The 11,748-nt window shown below is 71.4% G+C and carries 10 protein-coding genes; 2 read left to right on the forward strand and 8 right to left on the reverse strand.

Annotation, left to right across the window (positions count from 1 at the left end):
- Nucleotides 1-210 precede the first annotated feature (210 nt).
- Nucleotides 211-1,104 carry a MurR/RpiR family transcriptional regulator gene (locus AB0J58_RS20310; protein WP_343977259.1) on the forward strand — a complete coding sequence of 298 codons (894 nt, stop codon included), beginning with the start codon at nt 211-213 and terminating at the stop codon, nt 1,102-1,104.
- 77 nt (nt 1,105-1,181) lie between these two features.
- Here the strand turns inward: AB0J58_RS20310 and AB0J58_RS20315 are convergent, their stop codons facing one another.
- The 8 genes from AB0J58_RS20315 to AB0J58_RS20350 form a co-directional block, all read right to left on the reverse strand.
- Entirely contained in the window at nt 1,182-2,279 is a 1,098-nt protein-coding gene (locus AB0J58_RS20315; RefSeq protein WP_364217700.1) for a serine hydrolase domain-containing protein, read from the reverse strand.
- A complete protein-coding gene (gene murQ / locus AB0J58_RS20320; protein WP_364217702.1) occupies nt 2,272-3,192 on the reverse strand; it encodes an N-acetylmuramic acid 6-phosphate etherase in 921 nt (306 codons plus the stop codon). Before murQ ends, AB0J58_RS20315 begins: the two co-directional genes overlap by 8 nt.
- 95 nt (nt 3,193-3,287) lie before the next feature.
- Nucleotides 3,288-4,202 carry a GNAT family N-acetyltransferase gene (locus tag AB0J58_RS20325; protein ID WP_364217704.1) on the reverse strand — a complete coding sequence of 305 codons (915 nt, stop codon included), beginning with the start codon at nt 4,200-4,202 and terminating at the stop codon, nt 3,288-3,290.
- A complete protein-coding gene (locus AB0J58_RS20330; RefSeq protein ID WP_364217706.1) occupies nt 4,199-5,209 on the reverse strand; it encodes an ABC transporter ATP-binding protein in 1,011 nt (336 codons plus the stop codon). The genes AB0J58_RS20325 and AB0J58_RS20330 overlap by 4 nt, the downstream gene beginning before the upstream one ends.
- Nucleotides 5,206-6,339: an ABC transporter ATP-binding protein gene (locus tag AB0J58_RS20335; RefSeq protein ID WP_364217708.1), complete on the reverse strand. Its 1,134-nt coding sequence runs from the start codon at nt 6,337-6,339 to the stop codon at nt 5,206-5,208. Before AB0J58_RS20335 ends, AB0J58_RS20330 begins: the two co-directional genes overlap by 4 nt.
- A 3-nt stretch (nt 6,340-6,342) precedes the next feature.
- A complete protein-coding gene (locus AB0J58_RS20340; RefSeq protein WP_343967065.1) occupies nt 6,343-7,245 on the reverse strand; it encodes an ABC transporter permease in 903 nt (300 codons plus the stop codon).
- A 64-nt stretch (nt 7,246-7,309) separates the two neighbouring features.
- The gene (locus tag AB0J58_RS20345) at nt 7,310-8,317 is read right to left on the reverse strand and encodes an ABC transporter permease (protein WP_364217710.1); all 1,008 of its coding nucleotides are present in this window, start codon (nt 8,315-8,317) and stop codon (nt 7,310-7,312) included.
- Between the two features lie 6 nt (nt 8,318-8,323).
- Nucleotides 8,324-10,132, reverse strand: a complete 1,809-nt coding sequence (locus AB0J58_RS20350) for an ABC transporter substrate-binding protein (RefSeq protein WP_364217712.1) — start codon at nt 10,130-10,132, stop codon at nt 8,324-8,326.
- A gap of 410 nt (nt 10,133-10,542) precedes the next feature.
- On the opposite strand from AB0J58_RS20350, the gene AB0J58_RS20355 reads away from it, so the two are divergent.
- Nucleotides 10,543-11,622 (forward strand): cellulose binding domain-containing protein, encoded by a 1,080-nt coding sequence (locus AB0J58_RS20355; RefSeq protein WP_364217714.1) that lies wholly within the window; start codon nt 10,543-10,545, stop codon nt 11,620-11,622.
- The last annotated feature ends 126 nt before the right edge of the window (nt 11,623-11,748 follow it).

Consider the following 11,748-nt stretch of genomic DNA (forward strand, 5'->3'; position numbering starts at 1 on the left):
GCGGCCGTCCGCCCTGCCCGAGCCGGCCGGTTCCCACCTCTCCCCCACCGGCGTCCCGCCTCTCCACCGGCCCGACGGCGAGAGCACCACGCGGCGTGCTTCGGTAGCTTGGTTATCGCCGGCGCCGAACACCCCACAGGACCATGCGGCGCCGCGCCACCTTCTTTCCCCAGAACCAGAGCTCGGGGTCTCCAGGCCCAAGGAGATTTGATGAACGTCCTCGACGGCCCCACCCCCGTGAACCTGGTGGCCACGGTGAGGGCCGTCCTGCCCTCGCTCACCCCCGCGGCCCAGGCCATCGCCCGCCTCATACTCGACGATCCCGGCATGGTGGCCCGCAGCACCATCACCGAGTTCAGCGCGGTCTCCGGGACGAGCGAGGCCACGATCGTGCGCACCGCCAGGGCCCTGGGCTTCGCCGGATACTCCCAGCTGCGCTTCGCGCTGGCCGCCGCGGTGGCCAGGGACCAGCCAGAACGGCTGGTCCCCGGCGACCTCGGCCCCGACGACCCGCTGACCGACGTGATCGCGAAGGTGGCCAGGGCCGAGGCGGAGGCGCTGGCCGACACCGCGGCACAGCTCAACCCCGACCGGCTGGGCGCGGTGGTGGAGGCACTGATCGCAGCACGCAAGATCGACGTCTACGGAGTGGGCGCCTCCGGGCTCGTGGCGGCCGACATGGCGCAGAAACTGATGCGGATCGGCCTGCCCGCCCACGCCTTCACCGACGCGCACCTGGCGCTGACCAGCGCGGCACTGGTACGGGCGGACGACGTGGCGGTGGTGGTGAGCTGCACCGGCGAGACCCCCGACGTGCTCGCGCCGCTGCGCGTCGCGCAGCGGGCGGGTGCGACCACGGTGGCCATCACCAACAACCCGCGTTCCTCCCTGGCCGAGCTCACCGACCACGTCCTGGTCTCGGCCGGCCGGGAGACGGTCTTCCGTCCGGGGGCGCTGGCCAGCCGGATCAGCCAGCTCCTGATCGTCGACTGCATCTTCGTCGGCATCGCGCAGCGCACCTTCGAGACCTCGGACGCCGCGCTGCGGGCCACCAGGGACGCCATCGACGGGTTCAGAGCCGACCACCGCCGCCGGAGCAGGTAGCGCGCCGGGCCGGAGAGCCCGGACACGGTCGTGCCGGCCGCCGTCGTCTTCGCCGCGATCGCGGACGCTGCGCGGGTTCAGGACAGGCGCAGGGCCTCGGCGGCGAGGGCGTGGCGCAGGTCGCGGATGCCCGCGCGGCCGCGCGACGGATGGACGTTGTTGGTCAGCAGGACGACGGCGAGGGCACGCCCGGGGTCGACGACGAGCGAGGTTCCGGTGAAGCCGGAGTGGCCATAGGCGTCGGTGAGCGGGCCGACGATCGCGGGGTCGCCGATGCGCACGCCCAGGCCGTGACGGAAGTCCGCGCCCTGGACGCCGTGGTCGCGGGTGATCTCGGCGACCGTGGCGGGGCGCAGGACCGGCGCGCCTCCGGTGCGCAGCGTCTCGGCGAAACGCAGGAGATCACCGGCGGTGGAGAAGATCCCGGCGTGTCCGGCGACTCCGCCCAGGCCGTGCGCGGTCTCGTCGTGGACCTCGCCGCGCACGCATCCCGGCCCCGGGCGTTCCGGCTTGTGCTCGGTGGCGACGGCCCTGGGCAGCAGGGCCGCGGCCGGACGGTAGCCGGTGTCGGACAGGCCCAGCGGACCGGTGACCCGGGCGCGGGTGAGCTCGTCCAGGGGCGCCCGCCCGGCGATCTCCGCCACCCGGCCCGCCGTGATCAGCCCGACGTCGGAGTAGAGGTAGCGCCCGCCCGCGGGCCCGATCGGCGGTGTCGAGAGGATCCGCTCCATACGCCTGGCGTGGACCTCGGGGCCGTCGCCGGGAATCTCCTCGTGGGCCCTGCGGCTCGGCGGCAGACCCGCCGTGTGGGTGAGCAGATGCCGCAGGGTGGCCTCGGGGGCGCCGCCGTAACAGGCGGGCAGCCAGGCGGCGACGGGCTCGTCCAGGCCGAGGCGGCCCTCCTCGACCAGCGACAGGATGACGGCGGTCGTGAAGAGCTTGGTGACCGAGGCGAGATCGAAGATCGAGTCATGCCGGGCGGGCGGCCGGTCGGCGGCGAGATCCTCAGAGGCCGACGAGTAGCGTACGGTCTCCCCCACGGCCGCGGCGGCCACTGTGACGCCGCCGACGGCGATCGCGGCCACCGCCGCCGAGCAGACGCGCGGCACCGCCGCCTCCAGAATCCCGGCCAGCCCGCCCCTTTCGTCGGGAGGGTCCGCCGGGGTCTCAGGCACCCCGGATCCGCCCCGCCGCCTCCAGCGCCGCCTCCAACTGGTCGCCGTGCCGCTCCAGCAGGACCCGCGCGCCGCCGGCGTCAAGGCCGTGCTCGATCATCAGCACCGCGACCTTCACGTGCCACTCGGCCGCCTCCAGCGCGGAGCGGGAGGCCGACAGGGCGGCCCCGGTGATGTCGCTGACCATCCGGGCCGCGCGGTCGGCCAGTTTGGAGTTCATCGCCGACACTTCGATCATGGTGTTGCCGTAGGTACGGCCCAGCCTGACCATCGCGATCGTGGAGATCATGTTGAGGACCAGCTTCTGCGCGGTCCCCGCCTTGAGCCTGGTGGAGCCGGTCACCACCTCCGGGCCGACGACCACCTCGATGGGGTGCAGCGCGGCCGCCGACAGCGGGGTCGCCACGTTGCACGACAGCCCCACGGTCAGCGCGCCGCGGCGGCTCGCCTCGGCGAGCGCGCCGAGCACGTAGGGCGCGCGACCGCTGGCGGAGATGCCCACCACCGAGTCGAGCGCGCCCACCCCCCTCTCGGCGATGGCGGCCGCTCCCCCCTGCCGGTCGTCCTCGGCGCCCTCGACGGAACGGGTCAGCGCGGGGGGACCGCCCGCGATGACCCCCTGCACGAGTTCGGGATCGGTGCCGAAGGTCGGCGGGCACTCGGAGGCGTCCAGCACGGCCAGCCGGCCCGACGTCCCCGCGCCCACGTAGAACAGGCGCCCGCCGGCCTTCATCCGGGCGACGAGCGCGTCGATCGCGGCCGTGATCTCCGGGATCGACGCGGCCACCGCCGCGGGCACCGTGCTGTCCGCGGCGTTCATCAACCGGGCCACCTGCTCGGTCGAGAGCAGGTCGATCCGGTTGTAGCGGGGATCGCTCTGTTCGGTGGAAAGCGTGGAAAGCGGATCACTCATGGCGTCCAATGTCATTGGAGTTCCTGTCTCGCTGCCGTCAAATAAATGATCTTCTGACAATGAAGGCGTTGTAGGCGTACGCCGGGCCGGGGCCGTCACCGCAGACCACGGCGGTAAAGCCAGAAGACCCGCTCGGCGTGCGCGCCGACCGCCCGGGCGTAGAAGTGCAGTGGCCCCACCCAGCCGATCTGGGCACTCGACATGCCCGCGGCCCGCTGTTCGGCCAGGCAGCGGCGCAGGAGCACCCGGCCGACGCCCAGGCCCCGCGCGGCCGGCGTGGTGCCCATCGGACCGAACCAGGCGGGCCTGGCCCCCCACGCCGCGAAGCCGAGGAGCTTCCCCTCCCTGACGGCGTAGTGGCAGCCGACGGCCTGCTCCGCCTCCCACGCCCAGTTGCCGTTCCACTGCTCCCCGACGAAGGCCGACACCGCGGCGCGGTCCCCGGGAGCGGCGGCGTGCACGGTGACCCCCAGGTCCGCCAGCCGCGCGAGGTCGGCGTCGACGGACAGGTCGCGGGCGAGGTCGACGGTCATGTTCCAGGCGACGTCGTAGCGCTCGTAGCCGAGGCTCTCGGCCAGGCAGGCCGCCTCGGTGTAGCGCACGTCGATTCCGGGCCAGGCGTAGGCGGGCGGGTTGCCCGCGAGGCGGACCTCGGTCGCCCCCTGGCCGCGCAGCCAGTCCTCGGCCGCGGCGACCAGCGCCCGGCCGAGCCCCGCCCCCCGGACCTCGGGACGCACGGCGAGCAGGTCGACGTGGCCCGCGTACGGGTCGCGCGCCGACATGGAGACGAACGCCACACCGTCGAGGCCGCGCGTCACCAGCGCCGTCCAGCGCCGGCGCCCGGGCGGCTCGGCGAGCCGGGCGACCAGGCTCGCCGCCTCCCCGGCGTCCAGGGTGAGCGCGGACTCGGCGATCCCGGCGAGCGCCGCCGCGTCGGCCGCGGCGGCCTCGCGGATCCCGGACGCCCCGTGCGTCTCGTGCGTCCCGTGACCGTTCCCCAGCGGGTTCACGACCGGCCGATCGGCATGGCGACGACGTCGCGGGCGGTGGGGTGGAAGCAGGCGTGCTCCTGGGGCGTGCCCCCGCCGTGACCTAGCACCGGCTGTTCGGACTCGCAACGACCGGTGCTGAACGGGCAGCGCCGGGCGAACAGGCAGCCCGCGTCCTGGCGGCTCTCGTCGAGCGCCCCTGCCGGCGTCACCCGCTGCTCACCCGGCCGTTCCAGGCCGTGCAGCACCGGGATGGCCGACAGCAGCGACTGGGTGTACGGGTGCACGGGGTCGGAGATGATCGTCTCGACATGGCCGCGCTCGACGACCTGCCCCCGGTAGATGACGTACAGCTCGCCGTCGTCGCCGATGTAGCGGGCGGTCGCCACGTCGTGGGTGATGAAGAGCACGCTCACCCCGAGGTTCTCGCGCAGGTCCTTGAGCAGGGCGAGGATGCCGAGCCGCAACGACACGTCGATCATGGAGACGGCCTCGTCGGCGACGAGCATCTCGGGGTCGACGGTGAGTGCCCGGGCGATGACGACCCGCTGGCGCATGCCGCCGGACAGCTGGTGGGGATAGCGGGGAAGCACGTAGCCCGGGTCGAGACCGACCAGCTCCAGCAGTTCCCCGGCACGCCCGTCCGCCCATGACCGAGAACGGCCGGTCTGCCCCGCCCGCAGCGACAGCGGCGCGTCCAGCGTCTGGTGCACGGTACGGGTCGGGTTGAGCGCCGAGTACGGGTCCTGGTGGATGAGCTGGATGCGGCGGAAGTACGGCTCACGCTGCCGCGGGCGCAGCGACGACATGGGCGTGCCGTCGATGATGATCTCTCCGGAGTCGTGACTCTCCAGCCCGGCGATGATCCGTCCGAGCGTCGTCTTGCCGCAGCCGGACTCTCCGATGAACGACGCCGCCCCGCCCTTCGGGATGGCGAAGTCGACGCCGCGCAGCGCCTTCACCTCCCGTCCGGCGAGCACGCTTCCTCGTTGCTTGAAGGTCTTCGTGATGTGCTGCCCCGTGATCACGCCTTCTCCTCCCTGGTCTCCGCGTCGCGGGCGGCGACGGCGTGGCAGGCCACGATCCACTCGCCGTACGGGACGGTGGGCGGCTCCTCGGTCTCACAGACGTCCATGCGCAGGTCGCAGCGTTCCCTGAAGACGCATCCCCGTGAGGGAACGGTCCCAAGCGTCGGCGGGCGGCCGGGCAGCGCCCGGGCCTCCCCGAGGTCGCCGACCAGGCGGGGGATGGCCCGGATCAGACCCTGGGTGTAGGGGTGGCGAGGCGCGCCGAGCACCTCGGTGGTCGGCCCCTGCTCCACCACCCGCCCGCCGTACATGATGGCCAGCCGGTCCGCGACCTCGGCCACCACGCCGAGGTCGTGGGTGATGATGAACGTGGTGAGCCCGCGTTCCTCGTGGACCTCCCTGACGATCCGCAGGATGGTGGCCTGAGTGATCATGTCGAGTGCGGTGGTGGGCTCGTCCAGCACGACGAGGTGGGCGTTGAGGACCAGCGCGAACATGATGCCGACTCGCTGGCGCATCCCTCCCGACAGCTCGTGCTGATGGGAGTCGAGCACGCGCGCGCCGTCCATGCCCATCCGGCCGAGCAGGTCCTTGGCGTCCCTGACCAGCCCGCGCAGGTCCCGGATCTCGTGCGAGCGCCCCAGGTCGAGCAGTTGCTTGCCGACGGTCTTGAGCGGGTTGAGGGAGTTCTGGGCGGCCTGGAAGACGTATCCGATGTGCCGGCCTCTCGCCCTGCGCAGGTCCTCGCCCCGCAACCGGGTGACGTCGCCGAGACCGTCGATCTCCACGCTGCCCGACCTGATCCTGCCGGGTGGCTGGACCGCGTTGAGCAGTGACAGCGCCAGGGTGGACTTGCCCGACCCGGACTCGCCGACCACCCCGGTGATCGTCCCGGGCGGTAGGTCCAGGTCGATTCCCGACACGGCGGGCAACTCTCCCGAGGCCGTCCGGTAGACGACGGACAGGTCCCTGACCCGCACTCCCGGCGGCCCGCTCCTCTCCGCGTCACGGGTGCCCTCGGCGGCGCCGCGGTTCCGGGCGACCTCGACGCTCCGGTCGCTCCGGACGCCCACGGCCGCGGACAGCCGCTCGCCCAGTGTCATGGACACCTTCTCAGCAGGTACGAACATCGGTCACTCCTCCCGCAGCCGGGGGTTGAAGATCTCGTCCATGGCGTCGACGACGAGGACGATGCCCAGGGTGAGCAGCAGGATCGCCAGCAGCGGCGCCAGCATGTACGGCAGCGCGGCGGTCGTCGTCAGCGCGCCGCCGCCGAACACCGCGAGGTTGAGCATGACCCCCCAGTTGTTGGCGTCGAACGGCAGGACTCCCAGGAAGAACAGGCCCACCTGCGCGTACACCGCGCCGGTCACCGCGATGAGTGTGTTCATCGCGATGAAGGGGGCCATGCTGGGCAGCAGTTCCCTGCCGATGATGTGCCTGGTGGACAGGCCGAGTCCCCTGGCCGCCTCGACGAAGCCGCGCTCGCGCAGCGAGAGGGTCTGCGCCCGTACGGCGCGCGCCACCCCTCCCCAGCCGAGGAGCCCGAGCACCAGGCCCATCTCGATCGCGCTGGTGAACTTCCAGACCGTCGACAGGACCAGCAGCAGCGGGAGCGCGGGGATGGTCAGCTTCATGTCGGTGATCCGCATGAGCACGGCGTCCCAGCGTCCGCGCCTGAACCCGGCGAACAGCCCGACGGCGGTGCCCAGGGCGACCGTGATGACCGCGGTGACCAGGGCGGTCAGCAGGACGTACCGGGCCCCGGTGATCACCAGGGCGAGCACGTCCGTACCCTCGAAGTCGGTGCCGAAGGGGTGCGCCCAGCTGGGCGCGGCGTAGAGCGCGTTGTCGTCGCGCGGCAGCCGCTCGGGGTAGAGCATCGGCCCGAAGACGCCCATGAAGGTGAACACGCCCAGGATGACCACACCCGCCATCCGGCTGGGCTTGCGCCGCAGGACCCGCCAGACGCCGCGCCGGAAGTTGCGTCGCAGCGTCGCGCGGGCGTCGCCCCCGGCGATGACCGGCGCGGTCATGCGATCTCCCCTACCGGCCGCCCGCCGTGGACGCGGCGCCTGTCGGCTGCTGTGATTCGCCCGTTCATGAAGCCTCCTGTCCGGAACGGACCCGTGGGTCGATCGCGGTGTAGAGCATGTCGGCCACGATGTTGGCGATGACGATCGCCACGGTGATCAGCAGGAAGGCCCCGCCCATCAACGTGTAGTCGCGGTCGGTGATGCTGTTGAGCAGCAGCAGACCCAGCCCGGGATAGGTGAAGATCCGCTCGATGAAGATCGCGCCACCGAACAGCAGGCCCAGCGAGAGGGCCAGGATGGTGAAGAGCGGCAGGATCGCGTTGCGCGCCACGTAGCGGAAGATGAGGCCGCGTTTCAAACCGCGCAGCTCCGCGGCCATGATGAAGTCGTCGCCCAGCACGGTGACCACGCTGGACTTCATCGCCAGGATCCAGCCTCCGTAGCCGGCCAGCGCGTAGGTCAGGATCGGCATCGTGGCGTACTGGATCAGTGAGCCGATGTAGGCGGCGTTGAGACCCGGCTCCAGCGTGACGTCGGCCGTGCCTCCGGTGGGGAAGATCGGCAGCAGGGTCGTGAAGACCGCGCTCAGCAGCAGCGCGAGAACGTACTGCGGCAGGCCGTGCAGGAGCGAACCGGAGACCGCCAGGACGTCCCCCAGCCTGCTGGAACGTTTGATCGCCGCGTAGACGCCCATGATGATGCCGACCGCGAAGCTGAGCAGGGTGCCGACGAGGACCGGCAGGATCGTCCAGGTGGCCGCGGAGGCGAGCAGCGTGGTGACCTCCGCGCCGGGGACGCTCAGCGACTGGCCGAGGTCGAGGTGGAGCAGTCCCCTCATGTAGTCGGCGTACTGCTCCCACAGGCTGCCCTTCGGCATGAAGCCGTACAGCGCGGCGGTGGCGCGCTCGGCCTGGTCGGGCGACATGCCCTGCTCGACCAGCTTCTCGTAGCGGGCCCGCATGGGGTCGCCGGGGATACTTCTGATGATCACGAAGCTGATCGTGGTGACCACCAGGATCATGGCGAACCCCCGGGCGAGATGGCCCGCGAGGCGGCGTGCGATGACCGTCATATGTCGCTACTTCCTCTTGACCATGCCGAGTTGGAGCCAGACGCCCGAGGTGAGGCGCAGCGCGTCGCTGTCGTCACCGGGGAATCCGCTGAAGCGCGTGGTGTTCACCACCTGCGTGTTGACGTAGTCCCACAGCTGGATCACCGGAAGATCCTGGTTGGCGGCCCTGGCGAGAGTTGAGACGATCTTCTTCTGCTCCGCCTCGGGTGCGGAGTTCAGCTTGACCGTCAGCTCTCCGGGGTTGATCCTGCCCTCGCCCGCGAGCTCGACGGTCTCGGCACCGCCCATCCAGTTGCCCTTGGTGCCGGGGGCGACGTGCGTGAGTTTGCCGCCGAAGAGCTGCCAGCCGTTCTGGGCTCCGTACAGGCGCTGGTAGATGTTGTACGGGGCGGGTCCGAGCGCCACCAGCCAGAACCCGAGGTCGTACTTGCCCGCCGCCATCTCCTCCAGGTAGAGCGGGTAGTCGGCGGTGGTGACGACCTCGGCGTCGATGCCGGCGTCGTTGAGCTGGCTGGTGACGGCCTTCGCACCGGCCAGCCAGTCGGAGAAGGACGCGGGCACGTTGATGGTCATCTTCCACGGGCTGCCGTCCGGCATCGTCCACCTGCCGTCCTTCTTCTTCATGCCCGCGGCCCGCAGCTCCCGCTCGGCCCTGGCGGGGTCGGTCCGGTACGGCTCCAGTGCGGCGAGGCCGTCACCCAGCCACGCCTTCGCGGCCTCCTGGTGCAGGCCCGAGGTGGTGACCGAGGCGGTGCCGCCCTCGGGGGAGGCGACCTTGGTGACCTGCTCGCGGTCGATCAGGTAGGCCAGCGCCCGGCGGACGTGCACGTTGTCGTAGGGCTTCCTGGACTGGTTGAACGCCAGTGCCTCGCTGACCGGCGAGTAACCCCTGACCACGGCGTTGCCCGGGGTCTGGGTGATGCGCCTCATCACCCCGGCCGGGACCGCGGTGAACGGCGCGCTGTCCAGCCTGCCGGCGACCAGGTAGTTCCAGACCTGCTCGTTGCCCGTGTAGTTGAGGATGCGCACCTGGTCGGCGGCGACGTTGGCCGCGTTGTGGAAGTACCTGTTCTTGACCAGCAACGCCTCACCCGGGTTGACGCGCTTCAGGACGAACGGTCCCGCGGAGACGTCCTGGGCCGGGGCGAAGGCGATGACCTTCTCCGCGAGGCTGGTGATCCCGGCCCGTGCCGCCTCGGCCCCGGGGGCGTCGCTCTGCGCGACCTTCAGCCTCTCCCAGAAGTCGGCGGGCAGCACGCCGCCCCAGATGTGCTTGGGGACGATGACGGTCTCCATGACGCCGCGGACGAAGGCGGAACTCGGGTTCTCCGCCGTCTGAGTGATCTTGATCGTCTTGTCGTCCACGATCTTGATGTCGGAGGCCGTGCCGGCCGCGGAGGGGTCGAGGGCGTATGCGGTGCCGCCCTGGGTGTAGGCCAGGCCGATGGAGAACTTCACGTCCTCCGCGGTGATCGGCCTGCCGTCGGACCACTTTCCGTCCGGGTGGAGCCTGATGGTGATCGAGGATCGGTCCGGGGCGATCTGCCAGCTCTTCGCGACCCCCGGGTAGAACCGGTCCGGGTCCGTCAGGTGGTTCTTGGTCCACCCGAGCCACTCGGCGTTGTAGCCGCGGAAGGTGTTGCCCTTGGGGTTGTACGGGTTGATCGGCGCGTTCGCGTCGATGCCCGGCTTGAGCGCGTCGATCGTGGTGAAGACGGCGCTCCCCACGGAGGCGGAGCTGTCGGCGCCGCCGCCGCAGGCCGCGGTGACGGCGGCGAGGCCGAGGGAGACCGCTGCCGCTACTAGTCGTTTCATGAACGCTCCGTGGGGTGTTCTCCGAGGTCAGGGCATCTGTGGGGAGGTATCAGGTGTTGTCCGGACCTTACGTTCACCTTGACGGTTGCGTCAATAAACTCCACTTCTGTGGAACATTTTGTAGCTTTCCTTCATTCCCCGTTTACCCTTCCGCGGCGCCGCCCTCGCGAGCCGGACGATCACTCCTCCGCCGGGAACGCCCGCTTCCCCGGCCGAGGAGCGGGAACGGCGCAGGCCCGGAAACGCCGGAGGGCCGGACGCCGGGGGGCAGGACACCCGTGGCGGGCGGCTGAAAGTTACACCCTTGCCGGGGATCCCGCCGCAGGTCAGGGCGCTACCGGCGGGCGGCCGGCTTCCCGCTCCCGCCCTGGGCCGCCTAGCATCGGGCCCCATCGAGGCGGGAGCGGAAAATGCGACGAAAGACGCGCGGAAGCGGCACGATCCTGGCGGTTCTGACGGCCGCGATGACCGCGGTCGCGGCCCTGGGACTCCTCCTGGCCGCCACGGCGATGCCCGCGCAGGCGGCGGCCACCAGGATCATGGCACTCGGAGACTCCATCACCGGTTCCCCCGGATGCTGGCGGGCCCTGCTGTGGAACCGGCTGGTGAACGCCGGTCACACCAACATCGACTTCGTCGGCACCCTGCCCCCGCAGGGCTGCGGCGTCGCACACGACGGGGACAACGAGGGGCACGGCGGGGCGCTGGTCACCAACGTCGCCGACCAGAACCAGCTCCCCGGCTGGCTCTCGGCGACCACGCCCGACATCGTGCTGATGCACTTCGGCACCAACGACGCCTGGAGCAACCGTGCGACCGCCACCATCCTGGCCGCGTACGGCAAGCTGGTGGACCAGATGCGGGCGAGCAATCCCAGCATGAAGATCCTCGTCGCCCAGATCATCCCGATGAACCCGGGCACGTGCGGTGAGTGCGCGCAGCGGGTCTCCGCGCTCAACGCGGCGATTCCCGGCTGGGCGGCGGGCAAGACCACCGCTCAGTCACCGATCGTCGTGGTCGACCAGTGGACGGGCTTCAGCACCGCGGCCGACACCTACGACGGCGTGCACCCCAACGCCTCGGGCGACCAGAAGATGTCCGACCGGTGGTTCCCCGCTCTGGCCGCCCTGCTCGGCTCGGGACCGTCCCCGACGATCACCCCCACCCCGACGCCGACCGTCACGCCCCCGCCGGGCGGCTGCGCCGCCACCTACCAGACCACCAACCAGTGGCCGGGCGGCTTCCAGGGCGAGGTGACCGTCAAGAACACCGGCGCGACGGCCGTCACCGGCTGGAGCGCGCAATGGACGTTCGGCGGACAGCAGATCAGCCAGTCATGGAACGCGACGGTGACCCAGTCCGGCACCACGGTCTCAGCGCGGAACGCCGCCTGGAACGGCTCCCTGAACCCCGGCGCGACGGCGACCTTCGGCTTCATCGCCTCGGGGACGGGCTCCCCGGCCCCCTCGGTGTCCTGCACGACCGGCTGACCGGTCCGATCGCCGTACGGCCGGGTTCCGACGCGCACACCCGGCCGTACGGCTTCCCGCGCACCCGGGACCGGCTCCGCGGGGGCGCCCCGGCGGGGGGGGCCCCCACCACGACAGCGTCAGGCG

This window comes from Streptosporangium sp. NPDC049644 (genome assembly GCF_040675205.1).
In the GTDB taxonomy this organism is placed as follows: domain Bacteria; phylum Actinomycetota; class Actinomycetes; order Streptosporangiales; family Streptosporangiaceae; genus Streptosporangium; species Streptosporangium fukuiense.

Bases quoted from the DNA above. Each gene is read 5' to 3' on its own strand.
- AB0J58_RS20345 (WP_364217710.1), bottom strand. From the start codon at position 8,317: ATGACGGTCATCGCACGCCGCCTCGCGGGCCATCTCGCCCGGGGGTTC.
- murQ (WP_364217702.1), bottom strand. From the start codon at position 3,192: ATGAGTGATCCGCTTTCCACGCTTTCCACCGAACAGAGCGATCCCCGC.
- AB0J58_RS20310 (WP_343977259.1), top strand. From the start codon at position 211: ATGAACGTCCTCGACGGCCCCACCCCCGTGAACCTGGTGGCCACGGTG.
- AB0J58_RS20335 (WP_364217708.1), bottom strand. From the start codon at position 6,339: ATGTTCGTACCTGCTGAGAAGGTGTCCATGACACTGGGCGAGCGGCTG.
- AB0J58_RS20355 (WP_364217714.1), top strand. From the start codon at position 10,543: ATGCGACGAAAGACGCGCGGAAGCGGCACGATCCTGGCGGTTCTGACG.
- AB0J58_RS20350 (WP_364217712.1), bottom strand. From the start codon at position 10,132: ATGAAACGACTAGTAGCGGCAGCGGTCTCCCTCGGCCTCGCCGCCGTC.
- AB0J58_RS20340 (WP_343967065.1), bottom strand. From the start codon at position 7,245: ATGACCGCGCCGGTCATCGCCGGGGGCGACGCCCGCGCGACGCTGCGA.